This is a genomic window from Nocardia sp. NPDC050712 (assembly GCF_040654295.1).
Taxonomy (GTDB): domain Bacteria; phylum Actinomycetota; class Actinomycetes; order Mycobacteriales; family Mycobacteriaceae; genus Nocardia.
The window spans coordinates 920,246-944,168 of record NZ_JBFAHT010000001.1 but is presented as its reverse complement, the minus strand read 5'-3'; the positions used below and the strand labels follow the sequence as shown (position 1 = coordinate 944,168).

Genomic DNA, 23,923 nt, shown 5'->3' with positions numbered 1-23,923 from the left:
GGCGGCAAGCATGCCGGGATCAGGGGGTTACTAGCGAGTCGCCGTGATGGACTTCGGCCCGCGGCCGACAGCGACGACACCGGACTGCACGATCTCGCGGATGCCATACGGTTCCAGCATCCGCAGCAGGGCGTCGAGCTTGGACCGGGTTCCGGTCGCCTCGACGGTCAGCGCGTCCGGGGACACGTCGATGACCTTCGCCCGGAACAGGGTGACGGCCTCGATGACCTGGGTGCGCACGCTCGCGTCGGCGCGCACCTTCACCAGGATCAGTTCGCGAGCGACCGAGGTGTCGGCGTCCTGCTCGACGATCTTGATGACGTTCACCAGCTTGTTGAGCTGCTTGGTGACCTGCTCGAGCGGCAGGTCCTCGACGGTGACGACGATGGTCATCCGCGAGATCTCGGGGATCTCGGTGCCACCGACCGCCAGCGACTCGATATTGAAGCCGCGGCGAGAGAACAGGGCGGCGACGCGCGCGAGCACGCCGGGCTTGTCCTCGACCAGGACGGACAGGGTGTGGGTCGTGCTCATTTCTGTCCCTCGTTCTTGGTCATCGCCTCGTGGATGACGGCGGGCTCGGCGGCGGCCTCGTCCTCGTCGAACAGCGGGCGGATACCGCGCGCGGCCATGATCTCGTCGTTGCCGGTGCCGGCGGCGACCATCGGCCACACCTGGGCGTCCTTGCCGACGATGAAATCGATCACCACGGGGCGGTCGTTGATGGACTGCGCCTCGCGGATCGCGGCTTCCACCTCGTCGGCGCTCTCGACCCGGATGCCGTGGCAGCCCAGGGCTTCGGCGAGCTTGACGAAGTCGGGGATGCGCAGGGTGTGGGTGCCCAGATCGGTGTTGGAGTAGCGCTTCTCGTAGAACAGGGTCTGCCACTGGCGGACCATGCCGAGGTTGCCGTTGTTGATCAGCGCGACCTTGATCGGCACGCCCTCGACGGCGCAGGTGGCCAGCTCCTGGTTGGTCATCTGGAAGCAGCCGTCACCGTCGACCGCCCAGACCTCCTTGTCCGGGGCGCCCATCTTGGCGCCCATGGCCGCCGGAACGGCGTAGCCCATGGTGCCGAGGCCACCGGAGTTCAGCCAGGTGCGCGGCTTCTCGTACTTGATGAACTGCGCGGCCCACATCTGGTGCTGGCCGACGCCGGCGCAGTAGATGGCGTCGGGTCCGGCGAGCTCACCCAGCTTCTCGATGACGAACTCGGGCGAGAGCGAACCGTCTTCCTGCGGGCCGTAGCCGAGCGGGTAGGACTTGCGCACGCCGTCCAGGTAGTTCCACCAGTCGCCGAGGGCCAGCAGCGGGCTGCCGGTCGCGGCCGGGTCGGCCTTGAGGGTCTCGATCAGTTCGGCGATCACCTCGCGGCAGTCACCCACGATCGGGACGTCGGCGTGCCGGTTCTTGCCGATCTCGGCCGGGTCGATGTCGGCGTGGATCACCTTGGCGTTGGGCGCGAACGAGTCGAGCTGACCGGTGACCCGGTCGTCGAAGCGGGCACCGAGGGTGATCAGCAGATCGGAGCGCTGCAGCGCGGCCACGGCGCCGACGGTGCCGTGCATGCCGGGCATACCCATGTTCAGGGTGTGGCTGTCCGGGAACGCGCCGCGGGCCATCAGGGTGGTGACCACGGGGATGCCGGTCAGCTCGGCCAGCTCCAGCAGCTCGGCCGACGCGTCGGCCTTGATGACGCCGCCGCCGACGTAGAGCACGGGGGCCTTGGCCTCCATGATCATCCGGGCGGCCTCGCGCACCTGCTTGCCGTGCGGCTTGGTGACCGGACGGTAGCCGGGCAGCCGCATCTCCGGCGGCCAGCTGAAGGTGGTCTGGTTGACCAGCACGTCCTTCGGGATGTCGACCAGCACCGCGCCGGGACGGCCGGAGGAGGCCAGGTAGAACGCCTCGGCCATCATACGCGGGATGTCGATGCCCTCGGTGATGAGGAAGTTGTGCTTGGTGATCGGCATGGTGATGCCGGAGATATCGGCTTCCTGGAAGGCGTCCGTGCCGATCAGGCTGCGGCCGACCTGGCCGGTGATGGCCACGATCGGCACCGAGTCCATCTGGGCGTCGGCGATCGGGGTGACCAGGTTGGTCGCGCCGGGGCCGGAGGTGGCCATACAGACGCCGACCTTGCCGGTTGCCTGGGCGTAACCGGTGGCCGCGTGGCCCGCGCCCTGCTCGTGGCGCACCAGCACGTGGCGCACCTTGGTGGAGTCGAAGAGCGGGTCGTAGACCGGGAGGATCGCGCCACCGGGAATGCCGAATACGGTGTCGACGCCGAGCTCCTCGAGCGAGCGGACGACCGACTGCGCGCCGGTGACCTTCTCGGGCGGGACCTGGCGGCGGTTGGCCGCGGTCGTCGGGCCGGCAGCAGTACCCTGCTGATTCGCCGAAGGCGCTGGCCTGCGGGCCGAGGGCCCGGGCCGTGCGGTTGGTGCACTCACCGTCTTCGTTCCTAACTTCTTCGTTCTAGACCCCGGACAAACCTTGCTGTGCTTGGCACGTGGCGCCCACGAGCGCCCCGTGCCGGACATCAGTCCTGGACACAAAAAAACCCTCGACAGCCAGGCTGTTCGAGGGTGGCGCGTCGCAACGCGAGCTTCGTAGTCGACTCAGGGAGTCAAGCTCAACGCTGGACGCGCCGGCTGATTACGAGAAGCTCGTTTGGATTCACGCGGACGACGTTATGCGGGCGTGAACCGGTGAGTCAAACTTCTGACTCGTGGCGTCTCATTATGTGAGACAGTGCGGTTGCTTGTGTCCATTCACCAGGATGCGAGGATGGTGGTGTGTCATCACCGCATCAGTCCGTGCCACCGGCTAAATCGTCCCACACCTCCGCTGCGGAACCCGCCACGGGTGGGTCCGAAGTGAAGGTTATTCGGATTCCGCAGACGACCTACCTAGCGGTGGTCGTGCTGTTCTTCTGCGTCTTCTTCTTCTTCGCGGGCTGGCCGATCGGGCTGTGGTGGCTGCTGCTGCTGCCGTTCGGCGTCGCGTGGTGGATCGAGCGCACGCAGACGCGGGTGTCGGAGGCGGGCCTGGACCTGCGCACCGTCCGCGGTTCGCGGCACATCGATTGGGCGGAGCTCAAAGGCGTTTCGGTGCCCAAGCGCGGCTACGTGCGGGCGCACCTGAGCGATGACTCCCAGGTGAAGCTGCCCGCCGTCGGCTACGACCGGCTGCGCGATCTGATCGAGGCGTCGCAGGGCCGCATCCCCGACCTGTTCGCCGCCGCCCGGGACGCGGAGGTGCGCGAATACGAGGAGCGCAAGGCGGCCGAGGCCGCCGCGGCGGCGGAAAGTGACGAAGCAGACACTTCCAAATAGTGAGACGCCGGATCCCAGCGCAAACCGCGGAATATTCGCTGCGACCGGCTCGCTAGACTGGGCGAAGCTTCGCGATCAGCGAGCTTCGGCCGAGCCGTTTCGGGCACTCCCCGATGACACCGCCGGCACCCGCGACACCCTTCGCGGGTCCCGGCTCCCAGCTGCGCCGTCGCACATCAGCCCCCGCGACCTCTCGAGGATCCAGCCATGCCACCGCTTCGCTCACGCACCACCACCGTCGGCCGCAATGCCGCAGGCGCCCGTTCACTCTGGCGCGCCACCGGTATGACCGACTCCGATTTCGGTAAGCCGATCATCGCCATCGCGAACTCCTACACCCAGTTCGTTCCCGGCCACGTGCACCTCAAGGACGTCGGCGACATCGTGGCCGAGGCGGTGCGCGCCGCCGGCGGCGTCCCGCGCGAATTCCACACCATCGCGGTCGACGACGGCATCGCCATGGGCCACGGCGGCATGCTGTACTCCCTGCCCTCGCGCGAGATCATCGCCGACTCGGTCGAGTACATGGCCAACGCGCACACCGCCGACGCCCTGGTCTGCATCTCCAACTGCGACAAGATCACTCCCGGCATGCTGAACGCCGCCATGCGGCTCAACATCCCCGCCGTGTTCGTCTCCGGCGGCCCGATGGAGGCCGGTAAGGCCGTGGTCGTCGACGGCGTCGCGCAGGCGCCGACCGACCTGGTCGTGGCGATCTCCGCCAGCGCCAACCAGGCCGTCTCCGATGCCGGGCTGGACGAGGTCGAGCGCAGCGCGTGCCCGACCTGTGGTTCCTGTTCGGGCATGTTCACCGCGAACTCGATGAACTGCCTGACCGAGGCACTCGGCCTGGCGCTGCCGGGCAACGGCTCCACCCTGGCCACCCACGAGGCCCGGCGGGCGCTGTTCCAGCGGGCCGGTTCGGTGATCGTCGACATCGCCAACAAGTGGTACCGCGAGGACGACGCCTCGGTGCTGCCGCGCAACGTGGCCAACGAGAAGGCCTTCCGCAACGCGATGGCGCTGGACGTGGCGATGGGCGGCTCCACCAATACGGTGCTGCACACCCTGGCCGCCGCGCAGGAGGGTGAGATCGACTTCGATCTGACCACCATCGACGAGATCAGCCGCCGGGTGCCCTGCCTGTCCAAGGTCTCGCCGAACTCGGATTACCACATGGAGGACGTGCACCGGGCCGGTGGCATCCCCGCCATCCTGGGTGAGCTGCGCCGCGCGGGCCTGCTGCACGAGGACGTCTCCACCGTGCACACCCGCAGCTTCGACGAGTGGCTCGACACCTGGGACATCCGCTCCGGCAAGGCGTCCGAGGAAGCCCTCGAGCTGTTCCACGCGGCCCCGGGCGGCGTGCGCACCACCGAGCCGTTCTCCACCGAGAACCGCTGGTCCTCGCTGGACACCGACGCGGCCGGCGGTTGCATCCGCGACAAGGAGCACGCCTACACCGTCGAGGGCGGGCTGGTCGTGCTGCGCGGCAACATCGCTCCCGACGGCGCGATCCTCAAGACCGCGGGCATCGAGGAGGATCTGTTCTCCTTCCAGGGCCCGGCCGTGGTGGTCGAATCCCAGGAGGAGGCGGTCTCGGCGATCCTCGGCAAGAAGATCAAGGCCGGCGATGTGATCGTGGTCCGCTACGAGGGCCCCAAGGGCGGGCCGGGCATGCAGGAGATGTTGCACCCCACCGCGTTCCTGAAGGGCTCGGGCCTGGGCAAGAAGTGCGCGCTGATCACCGACGGCCGCTTCTCCGGCGGCACCTCCGGCCTGTCGATCGGGCACATGTCGCCCGAAGCGGGTGCGGGCGGCGCGATCGGCCTGATCGAGAACGGCGACCAGATCCGCATCGATGTCGCCTCCCGGGCGCTCGAGGTGCTGGTCGACGACGCGGTGCTGGCCGAGCGGCGCGCCAAGATGGACGCCTCCGAGCGGCCCTGGCAGCCGGTCGACCGGCAGCGCCCGGTGACCACCGCGCTGCGCGCCTACGCCGCGCTGGCCACCTCGGCCGACAAGGGCGCGGTCCGCTACGTGCCGTAATCGGCAGCAGCGCAGTCGAGAACGAGAAACGCCCCCTCCGGCCGGAGGGGGCGTTTGTTCGATTCGGGGGCCTAGTCGAACGGGCCGATGCCCGTCAGCGGGTTGCCGCCGTGCAGGAACCAGTAGGTGAGAATCGCCACGGCCACGGCCAGCAGCAGCACCACGAAGGTGCCCCAGGCCGGGCGGGTGGCCCAGCCGCGACTGCGATCCAGCGACCAGCGGCCGGGGCCGGTCAGCAGCAGCGCCGCGGCCCCGCCGGTGAGGACGCTGTCCAGTTCGACGCCGCTTTTGGTGCCCGCGTTGTACTGGAAGCCGGGGATCATGCCCTGCTTCCACAGCCAGGCGTTGATGATCACGGCGAGCACCGCGCCCGCGGCGAGCGGGGTGGCCAGGCCGAGCACCAGCAGCACACCGCCGAGCAGTTCGCCGGTGGTGACGAGGATCGAGGCCAGGGTGGCGTGATCCCAGCCGCCGCCGGTCATCATGTCGCGGGTGCCGTCCAGGCCGGGGCCGTGGAACCAGCCGGTCAGCTTCTGCAAGCCGTGATAGATGAAGGTGCCGCCGACGGTCAGGCGCAGCAGGAACAGACCGAAATCCAGGGTGCCGCGCCGGTTTTCGGCCGCACGGCGGCGCAGCGCGGAGCTGGGCGTGCCCGGGGCGGCCGCGGCGGGCGGAATGCTGGCGTAGGAGTAGGGCGGGGTCTGGCCGGCCTGCTCGCCGACGGTGGGAACGTCGGGATCCAGGCCCAGTTCCTCGTCGGTGCGGGGCACGTCCTTGCGCAGTTCGGGGCCGCCGCCGACGCGCGGGAACTGCCCGGTCGGCGAATCGTAGGGGCTGCTCACGCCGCGGCCGGTGGCCGTCGCGTCGGGATCACCGGTAGGTTCCTTGGGCTTGTCTGTCACGACCGCACCTCGCTCCCGATAAGCGCCGCCGAGGGTGGCGGTGCTGCCTCCATGGTTCGCTCACTGCGCTCACTCACGGGCATACCATATGCCGCACGATCGTTCGGCGGGAGACTTACCCGTGACGGCGTGTCAATCCCAGCGTGTCGCGCGCGACGCTGTTACGCGCGCGAGACCCGGATCGCGACAACACCGACCCGGAAGCAGCGCAGGCGACGGTATTTCCGTAACGTCACTACCATGAGTTTGGTTGTCGCGGGCCGCGTCGCCCTGAGTCTGGCGCTCGGCTCGGTCCTCCTGGTCGGCTGTGCGCGTTTCGACGATTCCGCCGCCAGCCCGTTCACACCCGAACCCACCTTCGCGCCCGCGAACCCCAAGGCGCCGAAGTCGACCCAGAAGCCGCCGCCCCGCCCGGAGGGGCCGTGCATCGACCCGGATCCGGCCGTGATCAGCACCTGCCTGGATTCCACCGGTGGCATTATCGCCCTAGGTGACAGCGCACTGGTCGCCGAGCGGCGCACCGGCCGCATCCTCCGGACCGTGCCCGTCGGCGAGAGCGATCCGCAGGTGCCGCCGGTCGAAGTCGCCAAGATCGACGTGGACGCCTCCGGTGACGGCGGCATCACCGATCTGGCGCTCTCCCCCACCTTCCACGAGGACGGCCTGCTGTACGCGTTCATCACCACCGGGTCCGACAACCGGGTGGTGCGGATCTCCGAGGGCGGGCAGGCCAAGGACATCCTGACCGGAATCCCCAAGAGCGCCACCGGCAATCAGGGTGCACTCGAGTTCATCTCGCCGACCGATCTGCTGGTCAAGACCGGCGACGCCGGCAATCCCGGGCTCGCTGCGAACCCGGCGTCGCTGGCAGGCAAGGTGCTGCGGATCAAGTCGCCAGCGCCGGGCGCCACCCCCGAGGTCGTGCTGTCCGGGCTCGGCATGGGCGGCGATCTGTGCTGGGACGGCGCGGACAGCACCTGGGTCACCGACCGCACCGCCACCGAGGACCGGTTGCAGCGCATCGCCCGGGACGGCTCGGTCAGCACCGGGTGGACCTGGCCCGATCATCCCGGCGTCGCGGGCTGTGCGGCGGGGCTGGAGATGGTGGCGATCGCGATGACGAACGGCAAGGCGCTCGCGATCGCCGAGGTCGACAAGCAGACCAGCGCGATCACCACGCAACCGGCACTCACCAACCAGGACAAGTACGGCCGCCTCGGCGGTGCCGCGGGGGCCAGCGACGGCGCGATCTGGGTCGCCACGGTCAACAACGACGACAACCACGGCCCGTTCGACGACCGCGTGGTGAAGATCCCGCCGCCCTCGGGTGGCGGCGGCACGCCGGACTAGCAGACGCGAAAGGCGTCCCGCGCGCACGCGGGACGCCTTTTTCGTGTCGTAGCTAGCTGGCGCCGCAGGCTGCCAGGACCAGTTCGCGAACGCGGGCGGCGTCGGCCTGGCCGCGGGTGGCCTTCATGACATCGCCGACGATCTTGCCGGCGGCCTGCACCTTGCCGGAGCGGATCTTCTCGGCGATGTCCGGGTTCGCGGCGAGCGCCTTCTCCACCTCGGTCTGCAGCGCGGAGTCGTCGGACACCATGCCCAGACCCTTGGCCTCGACGATCTGCGCCGGTTCGCCCTCGCCCGCGAGGACGAAGTCCACGACCTGCTTGGCGACCTTGCTGTTGATGGTCTTGGCCTCGACCAGCTTGATCACCTCGGCCACCTGGGCCGGGGTGATCGGCAGCTCGGCGAGGGCGACCTCGCGGTCCTTGGCGGTGGCCGCGAGCGAGTTGCCCCACCAGGCGCGGGCGGTGTCCACCGAGGCGCCGGCGTCGACCGTGGCGATGATCAGATCCAGCGCGCCCACGTTGACCAGGTCGCGGAACACCTCGTCGGACAGGTTCCAGTCGGCCTGCAGCCGGGTCCGGCGCAGCCACGGGTATTCGGGGATGGTGCCGCGCAGGGTCTCGATCCAGTCGGCGTCGGGCGCGACGGGTTCCAGGTCCGGCTCCGGGAAGTAGCGGTAGTCCTCGGAGGTCTCCTTCACGCGACCGGGCGAGGTGGAGCCGTCGGTCTCGTGGAAGTGGCGGGTCTCCTGCAGGATCGTGCCGCCCGCGGTGAGCACCGCGGCCTGGCGGCGCATCTCGTAGCGCACCGCGACCTCGACCGACTTCAGCGAGTTCACGTTCTTGGTCTCGGTGCGGGTGCCGAATTCCTTGGCGCCCTTTTCCATCAGCGAGACGTTGGCGTCGCAGCGCAGCGAACCCTGTTCCATCTTCACGTCGGAGACGTTGAGCGAGCGCAGCACCTCACGCAGCGCGGTCACATACGCGCGCGCCACCTCGGGGGCGCGTTCGCCGGCGCCTTCGATCGGCTTGGTGACGATCTCGATCAGCGGCACACCGGCCCGGTTGTAGTCGAGCAGCGAGTGGCTGGCGCCGTGGATGCGACCGGTCGCGCCGCCGACGTGTAGCGACTTGCCGGTGTCCTCCTCCATGTGCGCGCGTTCGATCTCGACGCGGAAGGTGCTGCCGTCGTCCAGCAGCACATCGAGGTGGCCGGGGCCGCAGATCGGCTCGTCGTACTGGCTGATCTGGTAGTTCTTCGGCTGGTCCGGGTAGAAGTAGTTCTTGCGCGCGAACCGGCCCCACGGGGTGATCGAACAGTTCAGCGCGAGACCGATCCGGATGGCGGACTCGACGGCCTTCTCGTTCACCACCGGCAGCGAGCCCGGCAGGCCCAGGCACACCGGGCACACCTGGGTATTGGGCTCGGCGCCGAATTCGGTGGGGCACCCGCAGAACATCTTGGTCGCGGTGGACAGCTCGACGTGGACCTCCATGCCCAGCACCGGCTCGTAGCGGGTGAGGACGTCGGCATAATCCATCAACTCGACCGTGGCTGCACTCATGGCGACCATCCTATGTAAGGCGGTCGGGGCGGCCCAAGCTGGATCGCGCTGACGCTACTTCGGCGGGAAACGCTGGGTCAGCCAGCCGGTGATGTCGGTCAGTACCTCGGGTGCGATGGTCGTTTCGATGGTGGTGTATTCGCTGAGCTGGCCGGTCGGCGCGGGCTGCATCAGGTGGTTGAGCCCGGGGTAGACGCGCACCGTCTGGTCGGGGTTCGCCGCGAGCACCTCGCGCATCCGCTGCGCGCTCTGCGCGGGCGGGACCTGCAAATCCTTGTCGCCGTAGAAGGCGAAGACCGGGATGCGCAGCGCGGACAGGTCCGGGCCGGGGTCGTAGGCCAGGAAGGCGGCCATGTACCGGCTGTTCATCGCGTCCATGGCGGCCTCGGACTGCTGCTGGTCGGCGGGGAGCGTCCGGTTGTGCCGCAGCTGGATCTGCTTGGCGGCGGCCGGGAGGCCCTTGGCCAGGAAGTCCGACCAGTCGGAGACGTAGCGCACCTGGGTCTCGATCTCTTCCGGGGTCGCGCCGCCCGCGGCGAGGATCACCCGGTTCTGCTCGATCAAGACGTCGCGACCGGCCACCGACGGGCCCGCCATCGAGATGACGAAGGCGACGCCGCTGTCCGGCTTCGCGGCGACCTTGGGCGCGAGGTAGCCGCCTTCGCTGTGCCCGAGCAGGCCGACCCGGTTCTTGTCGATGTCGGCGCGCCCGCGCAGGAAGCTCACTCCGGCGGCGGCGTCAGCGGCCAGATCGTCGTAGTTCGCGTCGTCGAGCTTGCCGCCGGTCCCGCCGACGCCGCGATCATCGGCGCGCAGCACCGCGTAGCCCGCGCGGGTCAGCGTGTCGGCGAGCAGCAGGAAGGGCTTGTGCCCCATCAGTTCTTCGTTGCGATCCTGCGGCCCGCTGCCGGTGATCAGCAGCACCGCGGGGAACGGACCGTTGCCCTGCGGCTTGGTCAACGTGCCCGCGATCTTGATCGCCCCGTTGCTGTAGCCGACGTCCTCCGACTGATACGGGTACGGCGGCTTGGGTTCCTGCGGCCGATTCAGCTGCGCGACCTTGCCCCGCTGCATCGACAGCGGAAACGACTGCCCGGACTGCGTGAAATCCCCGGTGATCTTGTCGGCCCCGGAGTCGTAGCGCCCCTTGAACTTCGGATCACCCGGCACATCCGGAATGGCCCACTCCACGCCATCCCGGCTCGACTTCACATCTTTCAGCGGCTGTGCCGCGGTGCCCTGCAACGGAATATCGATGGTGCCGGTGCCGTCCTTGGTGAACGTCACCCCGACCGGCAGGGGCTGCCCGGGAATCTCGATCGCCCCCTGCCACTCCCCGATCGTCGGGTCCGGCGGATTCGACTCCTCCGAGCACCCGGCCACCAGCACACCAACCACCAACAGCACCAACGCGATCAGTCGCCCGCTCCGCATGGCATCCACAGTACCGACGGGTGGGCGGCGCCTACCCGAAGAAGGCTTCGGCCTCCAGGTAGCGGTCCTGGGGGACGCGCTTGAGTTGTTTGGTGGCTTCGGAGAGGGGGACGAGGTCGATGTCGGTGCCGCGCAGGGCGACCATTTGGCCGAAGTGGCCGTGGTGCACGGCTTCGGCGGCGTGCAGGCCGAAGCGGGTGGCCAGGACGCGATCGTAGGGGGTGGGGCTGCCGCCGCGCTGGATGTGGCCCAGGACGGTGGTGCGCACCTCCTTGCCGATGCGGCGTTCGATTTCGGCGCCGAGCTGCTGGGCGACACCGGTGAAGCGCTCGTGGCCGAACTCGTCGATACCGCCCTGGCGCAGGGTGAAACCGGAATCCGGTGCGGGCGCGGAACCTTCGGCCACCACGCAGATGAAGTGCTTGTCGCCGCGCTGGAAGCGGCGCTTGATCATGGCGCAGACCTCGTCGATCTCGAACGGCTGCTCGGGCACCAGGGTGAGGTGCGCGCCCGCGGCCATGCCGGCGTGCATGGCGATCCAGCCGGCGTGCCGGCCCATCACCTCGACGAGCATGACGCGCTGATGCGATTCCGCGGTGGTGTGCAGGCGGTCGATGGCGTCGGTGGCGATACTCAACGCGGTGTCGTGGCCGAACGTGACGTCGGTGCAGTCGATGTCGTTGTCGATGGTCTTGGGCACGCCGACCACCGGCACGCCCTCGTCGGACAGCCAGCTGGCGGCGGTCAGGGTGCCTTCGCCGCCGATCGGGATGAGCGCTTCGATGCCGTTGTCGTCGAGGGTGCGCTTGATCTGGCCGAGCCCCGCGCGCAGCACCTCGGGGTTGGTGCGGGCGGTGCCGAGCATGGTGCCGCCCTTGGTGAGCAGCCGATCGGTGCGGTCATCGTTGGCGATGGCGATCTTGCGGTCCTCCAATAGGCCGCGCCAACCGTCCTGGAAGCCGACGACCGCGTCGCCATAGCGGCCGTTCGCGGTGCGAACGACCGCGCGGATCACCGCGTTCAGCCCTGGACAGTCTCCGCCTCCGGTCAAGACTCCGATACGCATGGCCGCCATCATGCCAGCGTTTCCCCGGCGGTGTTCGCCACGCCCCTGGGTGTTCAGGCCGCGCACTTACCGCCGGCGAGTTCGTCCAGGTGCTGGCTCAGCAGCGCCGCCATCTTGTCCAGGGCGGCCATGCCGTCGTTGAAGGCGCCCGAATCCGGTTGCGCCGCAAAGGCGACCGCGATCTGACCGACCTCGGTGTCGAGCACGCCGAACTGCCGCACCAGGTAGGACCCGGAGGCGTCCGGGCCCCAGCCGCCCTTGAATTCGGCACCGCTGAACGCGCCGAGACCCCAGCGGTGAGCCGGGATGATCTGCGCCATCATGTTCAGCACGGTCGAGGCCTGCGGCAGGCACGGCAGGGTGGAGGCGAAGCGGACCTGTTCGGCCAGCGACCATTCCGCCTGCCCGAACGAGGAATGCTCGGCGCGGGTGCGGGTGGCCGGCACCACGGTCTTGGTGTCACCGCCTTCGCGCAGTACGGCTTCCACCGCTTTGGCCGCCTCCTGCGCACCGCCGAGGGCCTGCCACAGCGCGTCGGCGGCGGCGTTGTCGGACTGGGTGATGGCGGTGGTCCCGTTGTAGCCGGCGTTGGCCGGATTGCGGCGCACCGCGGCCAGGGTCAGCGGCACCTTCATGGTGGACCAGGCCGGGCCGGTGGACCAGTCGCCGAAGGCCACCATCTGGCTGCCGCCGACCGGCATGACGGCCAGGCCGAGATGACCGCGCCACCCGGCCTGCAACTGCTGGAAGCTGTGCGCGAGCGTGCCCGGCACCGTCATCGAGAGGTTCTGCTGCTCGGTGCGGGCCGCGGCCTGGGTGATGGTGGTGGGTTCGCCCGCGGTGCCGGTCCCGGCGTCCTGCGCGCAGGAGGTCAGCATGAGCAGTGCGAACACACTGCCGCCCAGTGCCTTTCGCACACGGCTACTAGACATCGTCCTTGTCTCCCAGCCAGGTGCCGATGGCGTGGTCAACAAGCATGGTCACCTCCACATACCCGCCCGATACCGCCGGGCGGCCGGGCCCGGAGCCGGCGAACAGTAGTTGGTCGCCGCCGACCGCACCCGAGAACTTCTTCTCGCTATCCCAGAGAACGTACTAGATGAACTGCCCGGCGCCGCCCTGCTCGTGCGCAAAAACCTTGGCGCATCCCGTGCTCGCGCGCTATCGATGCACCAGCCCGCCGGTTGCCAGGGCGAGCACCAGCGGCACCGCCGCGAGCGCCAGACAGGCCAGGACATTCGTCCACTTGTAGGCGACCAGGACCGCCACGAACTCGCGAAACATGGCGCTGGGCAGGTAATAGAAAGCGGTGCGCGCCCCGGTGACCTCGGCGTCCAAGCCCAGTCGCCGGGCCAGGATCGCGGTGCGCAGCACATGGAAATTGCTGGTAACCAGAACCATTCGAATCTTGCTGCCGCGATCGCCGAGCAGGCGCTTGACGAACAGCAGATTCTCCCTGGTCGTGGTGGAGCGCTGCTCGGTGGCGACGCAATCCTCGGGCACGCCGCGCGCGATCATGTACTCCGCCATCGCCGTCGCCTCCGGTACGGCCTCGTCCGGGCCTTTGCCGCCACTGGCGATGATCACCGGCCGCCGGCCCTCGGCGATCTCGGCCCAGTAGATGTGGATCGCGCGATCGAGCCGGTCGGCGAGCAGCGGCGAGACCCGCGCGCCGACCAGGCCGGAACCGTGCACGACGATCGCGTCCATCCCCGGCCGGTACGGCATCCAGCCGTAGACCAGCGAGTACAGCACGAAGCTGGTGAACACGAATCCGATGTAGCACAGGGCCATTGCCAGCGTGGAGAGCAGGACCGAGCGGAGATTTCCGGTGACCACGGCCACGACCAGCATCACGTAGGGCACCGTCAGCACCACCCCCGGGCCGATCGAGAGCAGGTTGGCGATGCGCATGCCCTCGTTGCGCATCATCTTCAGGCCGTTGCCGAGCAGCAGCCCCGCGAAGGTGAGCACGGCGATCGGCGACAGCACCACCAGGACACCCGTCAGGGTCCGGACCAGGTCGCCCTGACCGCCGGAACCGGCGATCCACACGCCGGTCACCGTGACACCTAGTAGCAGCCAGACCCCGTTGCTGATGCGCCGCCGATCCGCGTGGAATCTCAGCGCGAACACTCCCAGCAGGACGAGGCCGACCGTGAGGAAAATCACGACGACACTGTAGGCGTGCGGATTTCGCCGACCGACCGCAGCCCCGCCAAGAACACGACCGCGACGTCGTCTTCCAGCCCACCGCTGGACGCGGCGGCCACCTCCACCCGGCCGATCAGCTCGTCGACGTAGTCCGCGCCGCCGCGGGCCACCACGCTGTTGGCCAGCGCCAGCAGTCCGTCTTCGCCGAGCCGGCGGCCCCGCTCGTCGATGCGCGCCTCGAACAGGCCGTCGGTGAGCAGCAGCAGCCCGTCGTCCGGGGCCAGGGCCAGCTCGCTCAGCGGCCACTGGGCGCGCCCCGGCAGGAAGCCCAGCGCGGGGCCGCCGGGCGGATGCACCCACTCGGTCCCGGCCGCCGAACGCACCAGCATGCCGGGATGTCCGGCCCGCAGCACCTGCACCGTGTCCACGCCGGGCCGGGCCCGCAGCGTGGTCACCGTCGCGAAGAAATTATCGCCGGTGCGCTCGGCGACCAGGACCTCCTCCATCAGGCGCAGCTGCCGCACGCCGGTGATGCCCGCGAGAACCAGCGTGCGCCAGGCCAACCGGAGTCCGACGCCGATCGCGGCCTCGTCCGGGCCGTGCCCGGACACGTCGCCGATCAGCGCGTGCACCGTGCCGTCGGCGTCCTGGACGACGTCGTAGAAGTCGCCGCCGATCAGCGCGTTGTCGCGGCCGGGGCGGTAGCGCGAGACGACGTCCACCACCCGCTCCCCGCGCAGCAGCGGCGTGGGCAGCAGCCCGCGTTCCAGGCGCGCGTTCTCCTCCGCGCGCAGCTTGCTCAGCCGCAACTCCGCCGTCGTGCGTTCGGCCTGCTTGCGCTGGATCGCGTATCGGACGGCGCGGCCGAACAATTCGGGCTCGACCCGTCCCTTGACCAGGTAGTCCTGCGCACCGGCGGCCACCGCAGCCAGGCCGGTCTGTTCCGCGTCCAGACCGGTCATCACCACCACGGCGACCTGGTCGGTGTAGCGGCGCAGCCGCGCCAGCGCGTCCAGCCCCTGCGCGTCGGGCAGGTGCAGGTCGAGCAGCACGCAATCGGGCAGCCCCACGGCCAGCCGGGCCCCGGCCTCGGCCAGGGTCCGCACCCACTCCAGCCGCAGGCCGGGCGCACCGTCGGCGACCAATTCCTCGACCAGCAGGGCGTCTCCGGGGTCGTCCTCGACCAGCAGCACCGAGGCCATTCCCCGGGCACGCATCGACAACGCCGCCTCCGATCACTCAGGTGGCGGCAGGAGCGCACGCCGAACTCGGCTCATCGGCGAGTTTTTGGACCGAGAGGCGAGAAGATATTACCCAGATCAGGGTGGAACGGGGATGCGTGCATCTTGTACCCCCTCGCGCGCGTCCTAATCCTTCCGAACAACATCACCAGCAACCGCTTGGTAGCGCGGGAATCGGGTATGCCGGGCTCGAGCAGGGAGGTGACACATCACGAATCCGTCGACGCCGGCCCCCTTGGACCTGACATTTCCGGCCGATCCGGCCCGCCTATCGGACGCGCGCGAGGCGCTGCGCCAGTGGCTCACGGACTGCGGTCTCGACGCGCGCCGGGCCTACGACATTTTGCTCGCGACCGACGAGGCGTGTGCCAACGCCATCGAGCACGGCTGCCGCGATCGCGACGACGGCATCGTGCGGCTGCGAGCCGCGGTCGAGGACGGGGCGCTGCGGATCCTGGTCTCCGACAACGGCCGCTGGGACCCGCCCGCCGCACAGCAGGACGACTACCGCGGGCGCGGCCTGCAACTCATGCGATCGCTGATGGACCAGCTCGACGTGCGGACCGGAACCGAGGGCACCACGGTCGAGTTGCGCGTGGGGCTCGCGGCCGCGGAGCCGCAGGCCACCGACAGCCGCGACTCCGCCGCGCGTTAGCGCGCGGGCCAGGCATACAACGTCAGCGTGAAGCCGATGAGCATGGTGCTGACCGAGGTCAGCGAGGTCGCGAAATAGCGCAGGAAGACACCGAACCCGGCGAGCAGGTCGGTCTGGATGGGAGCCAGCGCCGCGCCGAACTCGACACCGGCACGGTGCTTGGGTCGATGAATGACTGCCATAGGTCCGCGAATACCCCGCTACCCGAAGGCTAATCGGCAGATCGCTCAGGCGGCCGCGGATTTCACCGCGAGACCCACCTCCCGGCGCAGCGCCGCGAATTCCGGTGCGGCCCGCAGTTCGTCCGCGTCGACACCGGTGCGCGGCAGGTCGACCGGGAGATCGAGGGCGATCTGCCCCGGCCGCTTGGACAGCACCACGATCCGCGACCCGAGGAAGACCGCCTCGTCGGCGCTGTGCGTGACGAAGACGGCGGTCCGGCCAGATTCCGTGCCGACCCGGCGCAGATCGTCCTGTAGCCGCTCCCGGGTGAGTGCGTCCAGCGCGGCGAACGGCTCGTCGAGCAGCAGCAGGGCGTGCTCGGCGGCCAGCGCGCGGGCGATCGCCACGCGCTGCTGCTGGCCGCCGGAGATCTCCCAGATCCGGCGGTGCGCGGTGTCGTCCAAGCCGACCCGGCGCAGCAGTTCCTCGCGCTGCGCGGGCCGCTGATCCCGCCGCACCCCCGCGTACTTCAGCGCGAGATCGACGTTGCCGCCGACGGTTTGCCACGGAAACAGCCGCGGCTGCTGGAACACCATGCCCGCCGTGCGGCCGGGCGCGGGCGCGGTGCCGGACACCTCGATACTGCCCTGGGTCGCGGTCTCGAAACCGGCGATCAGCCGCAGCAGCGTGCTCTTACCGCACCCGGAAGCGCCGACCAGCACCAGGAATTCACCCGGCGGGACGTCGAGATCGAGCGGCCCGACGGCCGTGACGGCGGCGCCGCCCCGGCCGTACCGATGCGATACCTGCCGAATCCTGATGCTGCCCTGGCTCGTCGGCGAGCTCGGCGCGGTAACCCCCTCGGCGACAGTCCTAGTCGAGGACACCGGGTAGGCCCTTGACGTAGATCCCGTCCTTGATCGTCTGCAACGACGGCGCCGCGGGAATCTGCTTCTGCCCGGCCAGGAATTCGGCCGCGCTCTGCAGGCTGGTCGCGATCTCGCCGACCTTGCCCTCGGTGCCGAGCCATTCGCCGGAGGTGAGCTGCGCCTTGGTCAGGAACACGCCCTGGCCCAGCTGCTGGGCCGCCTCGGCCGGGGTGACGCCGATCTCGGCGGCGACCGCCTTGGCGGCCTCCTCGGGCCGGTTCTTGATCGTGTCGATGGCGCGGGTCTGCACCTTGCGCCAGATATCGACGATGTCGGGATGGGCCTGGGCGAATTCCTTGGACACCACGCCGAGGTCGAGGGTCGGCTTGCCCGCGGTGGCGAGCTCGCGGCTGGTGATCAGGGTCTTGCCGCCCTTGCGCAGCTGATCCAGCGTCGGCAGCCAGGTGTACACCGCGTCGACGTCGCCGCGCTCCCAGGCCGCGAGCGAGGCCGCGGGCTGGAGGTCGACCAGCTTGACGTCGTTGGCGCTCAGCCCGTTCCGGTCCAGCGCGGCCAGCAGGCTGTAGTGCGCGGTGGAGGCGAAGGCGGTGCCGATGCGCTTACCGCGCAGGTCGCCGATCGTCTCGACGCCGGTGCCGTTGCGCGCCACCAGCGCCTCGTTGTCGCCGGCCACATCCAGAACGTAGGCGACCTGGTACGGGATGTTGAGCGGGGCCGAGAGCCCGCGCGCCACCGGGCTGGAACCGAGGGCGCCGAAGTCGACCTGCTTGGCGATGAAGGCGGTGTTCACATCCGCGCCCGAGTCGAACTTCGTCCACTTGATGTTGTAGCCGGACAGCTCGGTCTCGAGCCACCGGTTGTTCTTGACGATCAGGTCGCCGCTCGGAAACGACTGGTAGGCAATGCGAATCGTCGGCTTGCTGTCATCGGAACCGGAGTGGTCGACGGCACAGCCCGCGACGCCGAACGCGAGCGCACCGGCCACCGCCGCCGCGACCGCACGCAGGATGCGCGGCCGAAACCTCTGGGAACTCATATCTTTCCTCTCCACGGCACAGCGCGCCGTTCGGCCGCACGCAGCAGACCGTCTATCACCAGACCGGAAATGCCGATGGCGGCAATCCCGACCAGCACAACAGGGGTGTTGTTGTAGTTGCTCGCGTCCTTCACGACGCCGCCGATACCGGGCAGGCCATTGAACAGCTCCGCCGCGACCACCGAGGAATAGGCCATGCCGACCGCGAGTCGCACGCCGGTGAAGGTCTCCGGCAGCGCGGCCGGGAACACCACGTCGCGAATCACCTGGGCGCGTGAGGCGCCCAGCGCCCGGGCGGCCTCGACCAGTCCGATCGGCGCGGCCGCCACCGCCGTGGTGGTGGCGATGGCCGCGGCGGGCAGCGCCGCGAGCGCGAGCAGGGTCACCTTGGGCGCCTCGTCGATACCCAGCCAGATCACCAGCAGGAAGAAGTACGCCAGCGGCGGCAGGGTGCGCAGGAAGGTGAGCCAGGGTTCCAGAATGCTGCGCAGCCAGCCGACGGTGCCCATCGCGACGCCGAGCGCCACCCCGAGGGTGACACCGACCGCGACGCCGGCCAGCACGCGGCGCAGAGTCATGTAGAGGTGCTCCCAGAGCAGATAACCCTGGTAGCCGACCACACCGTCGTGCGTGCTCGACATGTCGACAGCCGCACGCCAGACCGTGATCGGCTGCGGGACAAAGGTTTCGTTCCAGAGCCCGGCCGCCGCCACCGCCTGCCACACCGCGAGGAAGACGGCCACCGACAACAGCGGCAGGACGATGCGCACGACCGGGATCCGGCGGCGCGGAGCCGGCGCCGCGGTCTCGACCGGAGCGCCTTCGGTAAGCACTGTCATCGGACTACGACGACGCGACTTCGAGACCGCGATACGCCACCGGCGCGTCGGGGTGCCGCCACAGGCCGCGCGCGGCCAGGCGCGGGAGCACGCCCTCGCCGAACCAGTACGCCTCCTCCAGATGCGGATATCCGGACAGGACGAACTCGTCGATGCCGAGGTCGTGGTACTCCAGGATCCGGTCCGCGACCTCGTCGTGGCTGCCGACCAGCGCCGTGCCCGCGCCGCCGCGCACCAGGCCGATGCCGGCCCAGAGGTTCGGGTAGATCTCGAGCGAGGCGCTGGAACCGTCGTGCAGGGCCAGCATGCGGCGCTGCCCCTCGGATTCGCTGCGCGCCAGCGACTGCTGGATCTCGGCGACAGCCGCGGGATCGAAACCGGCCAGCAGGCGGTCCGCCTCGGCCCAGGCCTGCTCGGCGGTGTCACGGGTGATCACGTGCAGCCGGATCCCGAAGCGCACGGTGCGGCCCTCGCGCTGTGCGAGCTTGCGGATCCAGGCGATCTTCTCGGCGACCTGAGCGGGCGGTTCGCCCCAGGTCAGGTAGACGTCGGAGTGCTTGGCGGCGATCGTGCCCGCGATCGGCGAGGAGCCGCCGAAGTACACCTCCGGCACCGGATCCGGCACCTGCGCCAGCTTCGCCCCGTCGACGTGGACGTGCTCACCGGCCAGGCTGACCGTCTCGCCCGCCCACAGCTTGCGCACCACCTCGAGGAATTCGCCGGTGCGCTGGTAGCGGCCTTCCTTGTCCAGGAAGTCGCCGTAGGAGCGCTGTTCGCTGGATTCGCCGCCGGTGACGACGTTGATCAGCAGGCGGCCGCCGGTCTGGCGCTGGAAGGTGCTCGCCATCTGCGCGGCCAAGGTCGGCGAGAGGAAGCCGGGACGCAGCGCCACCAGGAACTTCAGGCGTTTCGTCGCCTGACTGACCATGGCGGTCGTCAGCCACGCGTCCTCGCACCAGGCGCCGGTCGGCGTCAGCACCGCCTCGAACCCGAGGTTCTCCGCGGCCACCGCGATCTGGCTCAGGTAGGCCACGCTCGGCGGGCGGTCACCGGCCGAACTCGTCGCGTTCGCACCGTGGCCACCGCCGACGACATTGCGGCTGTCACCGTTGGTGGGCAGAAACCAGTGGAAGGTGAGGGACATTCGACCGATCCAACTCGGCGGCGCGGGCGCTGACGAGGGATCGGATCGCGCGGATTCGAACTATTGGCGAATGCTCGATGATCGGCGTCAGTAGACGTAGACCACCGCGTTCTCACCACCGCTGCAGGTCACCACCTGCCCCTGGGTGGCACAGTTCATCGTGTACGTCCGGCCGGTGACCGGGCTGGTCGCCACGATCGAGCTGGGTGCGCGGGTGCCCGAGGCGGCCTCGGCGTAGGCCTTGCGCACCGCCTCGGCGAACTGGCAACTGGTGACCTCGCTGCCGGTCGCCGCGCGACCGTTGGCGGCCGTCGGCGCACCCGTGGAGCACGGCTTCGCGCCGTCCGGCAGTTTCACCGCGGTGCCGCTGGTCGTGGTGGTCGGTTTGGCCGAACTCGGCTGCGGCGCAGGTGTTCCCGGCTCGACGGCGTCCGGGGTCGCCGAGACCGAGGCGGCCGGTGCGTCGGCGGCGGGCTGGGAGTTGCCCGCGCCGAACATCTGCCAGCCGATGGCGCCCGCGACCGCGACCACCACGACGCTGACCACGCCGACCAGGATCGGCATCACGACCGAACCCCGCGACGCCGGCGGGTAATACGGATCGTCGTCGGGATTCTCCTCGGCGCGGTTGTAACCGCCGCCGCGCGAGGAATAGCGGTCCTCGTCGTAGTCCGGGCGGTAGCCGCCGCGCGGCTCCTGGTAGTCCGAATAGGCCTGGGCCTCGGGCTCATACGGGTCCGCGGCCGCCCGCTGGCGGTCGTAGTCCGACTCCGGGTAGCCCTCCGGTTCCGCGGCGTACTCCGGGTAGCGCCGGGTCTCGGGCGCGTACTGCTCCTCGGGGTACTGCTCGTCGTAGGGCTCCACCGGGTACGCGCGGGCCGCCGGGGTCAGGCCCGGGTCCGTGTCGCGCCCGCGGGGCGGCGGATAGGGCGAATCCGAATAGGCCTGCGGCCCCGGGGCTTCGGAGTAGGCCTGGGTCGGGTCGTAGCGCCCGTCCGAGTAGGCCTGCGGCTCCTCGTAACCGGCTTGCGAGTAAGCCTGCGGCTCCTCGTAGCCCTGCGGGTCGGCAGTGGATCGCGGCTCGCCGAATCCCCGTGGCTCGCCGAACCCTCGCGGCTCCTCGAAACCTTTTGGCTCCCCGAAGCCTCGCGGCTCCTCGAAACCTCTGGGCTCGCCGACGCCTCTGGGCTCACCGACGCCTCGCGGCTCACCGACGCCTCGCGGCTCACCGACGCCTCGCGGCTCACCGACGCCTGGCGGCTCGTCGAATCCTCGTGGCTCGTCGAATCCTCGTGGCTCGCCGACGCCTCTCGGCTCCTCGAAACCCCTTGGCGCGCCGACGCCTCTCGGTTCGTCGAAACCCCTTGGCGCGGAGCGCCCCCCGCGGCCCGACTCGGGGCGCGTCTCAGCGAAACCTTTTGGCTCAGCGAAACCCGCGGACTCCGACTCGGGTGGCGTCGCGGCGAAACCTCTTGGCGCGGAGTAACTCTGCGGACCGGTGGCAGGCCGCGTCTCGGCATACCCCGGAGCCTCGCGCTGCGGCGACTCCGCATCTGGACGCGGCTCACCGAACCCTCGTGGCTCGTAGTAGCCCGGGGACTCGGTCTCCCGCCGAACCTCGGTCTCACGGCCGGCTTCGGACTCGCGCCGCAATTCGGACTCACGGCGCGACTCGGACTCACGGCGCAGCTTCGCGTACCCCTGCGGCTCGGCGTATGCCTGGGGTTCCTGATCCCGCCGCAGCTTCGCGTAACCGCGCGGCGCGGAAGCAGCTTCCGGCGCACTCGGCGGCGGCACGTAACCCTGCGACTCCGAGTAACTCCGAGTTTCCGGCTCGCCCGACGGCGGCACGTAACCCTGCGACTCCGGGTAGCTCGGAGTTTCCGGCTCGCTCGCCGGCGGCACGTAAGGGTGCGACTCGGAGTAGCTCCGGGTTTCCGGTTCACGCGGTGGCCCAGCCGGACCCGACGGCTCCCCGTACCCGCCAACGTTCGACTCGGACACCGGGTCGCCGAAACCTCTCGGCTCCGAATAACCCTGGCGGCCGGTGGCGCGCTCGGGTTCCACGTAGTCCTGCGACGACGGTTCGCGGTGCGGCTCCGAGTAACCGCCGGATTCCGACAACGCCTCGGGCTCCGGGTAGCGCTGCGGCGCGGAGTAACCCTCCGGCGGCGCGTACGGCTGGGGTTCGGAGCCGTAGGGCGCCACGTACTTCTCCGTGACCGGCGCCTCGGTGATCGGGACGGCGGCGAACTGTCCACTGGGGTACTGCTCGTCGCCGCCGTAGAGGTGCGCGTCCGGGAACGGGCGGATCGGCAGCGCGCCGGTATCGGGGGCCGCGGGATCCTGGGATTGCAGCGGCTGCAGCGGTGTGAAGTGGAAGTCGGTGAGGCTGACCTCGGCCGCCGCCTGCGGCTGGATGACCGAGAACTCCCCCGTCGCCTCCGGCGGCACCACGACGTTGCGGGCCGTCGCGTCCTTGTGCCCGAAGCGGGACGGGTCCGGGGCGTGCACGACGAATTTCGGGCCGGGCGCGACGGGCGCACCCAGCGCGGCACGGGCGGCCTGCGCGAACGCGGCGGCGGATTGATAGCGGTCGACCGGGTCCTTGGCCATGGCGCGGGCGATCACGTCGTCGATCGCGGGCGGCACGCCGGGGCGGGCCGCGCTCGGGCGCGGCGGTGTCTCGGTGAGGTGTGAGCGGATCAGCACGCTCATGCTGGCCTGCGGGAACGGCGTTGCGCCGGTGAGTGCTTCGTGCAGCACGCAGGCCAGCGAGTAGATGTCGGCGCGGCCGGTGACCTGGCCGACGTCGAAGCGCTCCGGCGCCATGTACACATACGACCCGACGGCCATCCCCACCTGGGTGACCGCCGCGTCGCCCTCGGTGTGCGCGATGCCGAAGTCGGCCAGGTAGGCGAAATCCGCCTCGGTCACGAGAATGTTGGCCGGCTTCACGTCGCGGTGCACGAGCCCGTCGGCGTGCGCGGCGTCCAGCGCGGCCGCGATCTGCTCGACGATGCTGATCGCGCGTACAGGCTCCATCGGCCCTTGCGCGCGCAGCAGGGTGCGCAGATCCGATCCCGGCACCAGGCGCATGTCGATGAACAGGACGCCGTCGATCACGCCCCAGTCGTGGATCGGGATGATGTGCGGTTCGGCCAGCCGTGCGGCCGCCTGCGATTCGCGCCGGAACCGCACCTGGTACACGGGGTCCTTGGCGAGCTCCTCGGGCAGCAGCTTGACCGCGACCACGCGCTCTTTCACGGTGTCGTAGGCCTCGTAGACCTCGCCCATGCCGCCCTTGCCCAGCAGCGCGCGCAACTCATACGGCCCGAATCGACTGCCGACCCTCCAGCCAGGTCCGTCCACGCCGTACAACCTCCGCATCCCGGCCGCCTGCCTGGCCCTGTGTTCGGAGCCAGGCGCGGCGTTCCGTCAAGGAGAGGATTCTCCTGGGGTGACCACCCCGTGGTCAAACGCAAAGACGATCGCGGCGGCCCGATCTCGCAGGTCCAGTTTGCCGAATATGTGTCCGACATGGCTTTTCACGGTGACCTCGGAGATGCCTAGGTCCCTGGCAATTTCTCCGTTCACCCGGCCGCGGGCGATCAATTCGAGCACTTCGTACTCGCGCGCGGTCAGCTCGGAGAGCCGGCTGTGCGCTTTGGCCACCACCGGGCGGACGGTGCGGTAGGCCGACAGGACGCGCCCGGTGACCGACGGATCGAGCCAGGCCCCGCCGCCCGCGACGGTGCGCACGGCCCGGATCAGGTCCTCGGCCGGCGAATCCTTGAGCAGGAAGCCCGCCGCGCCCGCGCGCAACGCGCCGGAGAGCAGTTGGTCGTCGTCGAAGGTGGTCAGCACCAGCACCGGCGGCGCACCGGCCTTGGCGCGCAGCAATCGCGTGGCATCGATGCCGCCGACGCGTTTCATGCGCAGGTCCATCAGGACCACGTCGGGCCGCTCCGCGGACACCGCGGCGACCACCTCGTCGCCGTCGGCGCACTCGCTGACCACGAAACCGTCGCGGCGGCGCAGGATTCGGCGCAGGCCACCGCGCACCAGCTCCTGATCGTCGACCACCAGCACCGCGACG

19 protein-coding genes and 1 pseudogene are annotated in these 23,923 nt (G+C 69.8%); 4 read left to right on the top strand and 16 right to left on the bottom strand.

Annotated elements, in window-relative coordinates; all coding sequences use genetic code 11:
* Positions 1 to 30: 30 nt before the first annotated feature.
* Together ilvN and AB0H76_RS04480 are read right to left on the bottom strand one after the other, a co-directional pair.
* On the bottom strand, positions 31 to 534 hold the full coding sequence (ilvN, locus tag AB0H76_RS04485) for an acetolactate synthase small subunit (protein ID WP_040693551.1): 504 nt from the start codon (positions 532 to 534) through the stop codon (positions 31 to 33).
* Positions 531 to 2,453: an acetolactate synthase large subunit gene (locus tag AB0H76_RS04480; protein WP_357317273.1), complete on the bottom strand. Its 1,923-nt coding sequence runs from the start codon at positions 2,451 to 2,453 to the stop codon at positions 531 to 533. The genes ilvN and AB0H76_RS04480 overlap by 4 nt, the downstream gene beginning before the upstream one ends.
* Before the next feature lie 426 nt (positions 2,454 to 2,879).
* Here AB0H76_RS04480 and AB0H76_RS04475 point away from each other — a divergent pair, with 426 nt between their 5' ends.
* Both AB0H76_RS04475 and ilvD read left to right on the top strand, forming a co-directional pair.
* Positions 2,880 to 3,338, top strand: coding sequence for a PH domain-containing protein (locus tag AB0H76_RS04475; RefSeq protein ID WP_357317270.1), 459 nt, complete (start codon positions 2,880 to 2,882; stop codon positions 3,336 to 3,338).
* A gap of 207 nt (positions 3,339 to 3,545) precedes the next feature.
* Positions 3,546 to 5,387 (top strand): dihydroxy-acid dehydratase, encoded by a 1,842-nt coding sequence (gene ilvD / locus AB0H76_RS04470; RefSeq protein WP_357317267.1) that lies wholly within the window; start codon positions 3,546 to 3,548, stop codon positions 5,385 to 5,387.
* 71 nt (positions 5,388 to 5,458) lie between these two features.
* Here ilvD and AB0H76_RS04465 read toward each other — a convergent pair whose 3' ends face one another.
* Positions 5,459 to 6,289, bottom strand: a complete 831-nt coding sequence (locus tag AB0H76_RS04465) for a DoxX family protein (protein ID WP_357317264.1) — start codon at positions 6,287 to 6,289, stop codon at positions 5,459 to 5,461.
* 240 nt (positions 6,290 to 6,529) lie between these two features.
* Between AB0H76_RS04465 and AB0H76_RS04460 the strand changes: the two genes are divergently transcribed.
* The gene (locus AB0H76_RS04460) at positions 6,530 to 7,639 is read left to right on the top strand and encodes a PQQ-dependent sugar dehydrogenase (protein WP_357317261.1); all 1,110 of its coding nucleotides are present in this window, start codon (positions 6,530 to 6,532) and stop codon (positions 7,637 to 7,639) included.
* A gap of 52 nt (positions 7,640 to 7,691) precedes the next feature.
* Here AB0H76_RS04460 and gatB read toward each other — a convergent pair whose 3' ends face one another.
* The 6 genes from gatB to AB0H76_RS04430 all read right to left on the bottom strand — a co-directional run bounded on the left by gatB (position 7,692) and on the right by AB0H76_RS04430 (position 15,074).
* A complete protein-coding gene (gene gatB / locus AB0H76_RS04455; protein ID WP_357317258.1) occupies positions 7,692 to 9,203 on the bottom strand; it encodes an Asp-tRNA(Asn)/Glu-tRNA(Gln) amidotransferase subunit GatB in 1,512 nt (503 codons plus the stop codon).
* 54 nt (positions 9,204 to 9,257) lie between these two features.
* Positions 9,258 to 10,637 carry an alpha/beta fold hydrolase gene (locus AB0H76_RS04450; RefSeq protein WP_357317255.1) on the bottom strand — a complete coding sequence of 460 codons (1,380 nt, stop codon included), beginning with the start codon at positions 10,635 to 10,637 and terminating at the stop codon, positions 9,258 to 9,260.
* 31 nt (positions 10,638 to 10,668) lie between these two features.
* The gene (locus AB0H76_RS04445; protein ID WP_357317252.1) at positions 10,669 to 11,703 is read right to left on the bottom strand and encodes an ATP-dependent 6-phosphofructokinase; all 1,035 of its coding nucleotides are present in this window, start codon (positions 11,701 to 11,703) and stop codon (positions 10,669 to 10,671) included.
* Positions 11,704 to 11,756: 53 nt separating this feature from the next.
* Positions 11,757 to 12,620, bottom strand: coding sequence for a hypothetical protein (locus AB0H76_RS04440; RefSeq protein ID WP_357317249.1), 864 nt, complete (start codon positions 12,618 to 12,620; stop codon positions 11,757 to 11,759).
* A 244-nt stretch (positions 12,621 to 12,864) separates the two neighbouring features.
* On the bottom strand, positions 12,865 to 13,875 hold the full coding sequence (locus AB0H76_RS04435; RefSeq protein WP_357317246.1) for a YdcF family protein: 1,011 nt from the start codon (positions 13,873 to 13,875) through the stop codon (positions 12,865 to 12,867).
* Positions 13,872 to 15,074 carry a SpoIIE family protein phosphatase gene (locus AB0H76_RS04430; RefSeq protein ID WP_357317243.1) on the bottom strand — a complete coding sequence of 401 codons (1,203 nt, stop codon included), beginning with the start codon at positions 15,072 to 15,074 and terminating at the stop codon, positions 13,872 to 13,874. Before AB0H76_RS04430 ends, AB0H76_RS04435 begins: the two co-directional genes overlap by 4 nt.
* A gap of 259 nt (positions 15,075 to 15,333) precedes the next feature.
* On the opposite strand from AB0H76_RS04430, the gene AB0H76_RS04425 reads away from it, so the two are divergent.
* Positions 15,334 to 15,753: an ATP-binding protein gene (locus tag AB0H76_RS04425; protein ID WP_357317240.1), complete on the top strand. Its 420-nt coding sequence runs from the start codon at positions 15,334 to 15,336 to the stop codon at positions 15,751 to 15,753.
* Here the strand turns inward: AB0H76_RS04425 and AB0H76_RS04420 are convergent.
* From AB0H76_RS04420 to AB0H76_RS04390, 7 genes and pseudogenes are all read right to left on the bottom strand, one after another.
* Positions 15,750 to 15,935, bottom strand: coding sequence for a hypothetical protein (locus AB0H76_RS04420; RefSeq protein WP_357317237.1), 186 nt, complete (start codon positions 15,933 to 15,935; stop codon positions 15,750 to 15,752). The two genes, AB0H76_RS04425 and AB0H76_RS04420, sit on opposite strands and share 4 nt — an antisense overlap.
* 45 nt (positions 15,936 to 15,980) lie before the next feature.
* On the bottom strand, positions 15,981 to 16,802 hold the full coding sequence (locus tag AB0H76_RS04415) for an ABC transporter ATP-binding protein (RefSeq protein ID WP_357317234.1): 822 nt from the start codon (positions 16,800 to 16,802) through the stop codon (positions 15,981 to 15,983).
* The gene (locus tag AB0H76_RS04410; protein WP_357317231.1) at positions 16,789 to 17,841 is read right to left on the bottom strand and encodes a glycine betaine ABC transporter substrate-binding protein; all 1,053 of its coding nucleotides are present in this window, start codon (positions 17,839 to 17,841) and stop codon (positions 16,789 to 16,791) included. Before AB0H76_RS04410 ends, AB0H76_RS04415 begins: the two co-directional genes overlap by 14 nt.
* A complete protein-coding gene (locus tag AB0H76_RS04405) occupies positions 17,838 to 18,680 on the bottom strand; it encodes an ABC transporter permease (protein WP_357317229.1) in 843 nt (280 codons plus the stop codon). The genes AB0H76_RS04410 and AB0H76_RS04405 overlap by 4 nt, the downstream gene beginning before the upstream one ends.
* Before the next feature lie 4 nt (positions 18,681 to 18,684).
* Positions 18,685 to 19,824, bottom strand: a complete 1,140-nt coding sequence (locus AB0H76_RS04400; protein ID WP_357317226.1) for an LLM class flavin-dependent oxidoreductase — start codon at positions 19,822 to 19,824, stop codon at positions 18,685 to 18,687.
* Positions 19,825 to 22,365: 2,541 nt separating this feature from the next.
* A pseudogene (locus AB0H76_RS04395) lies at positions 22,366 to 23,214 on the bottom strand (serine/threonine-protein kinase); the annotation flags it as partial.
* 48 nt (positions 23,215 to 23,262) lie between these two features.
* Complete coding sequence (locus AB0H76_RS04390; RefSeq protein ID WP_357320379.1) at positions 23,263 to 23,916, bottom strand: response regulator transcription factor; 654 nt, start codon at positions 23,914 to 23,916, stop codon at positions 23,263 to 23,265.
* Positions 23,917 to 23,923: the final 7 nt, after the last annotated feature.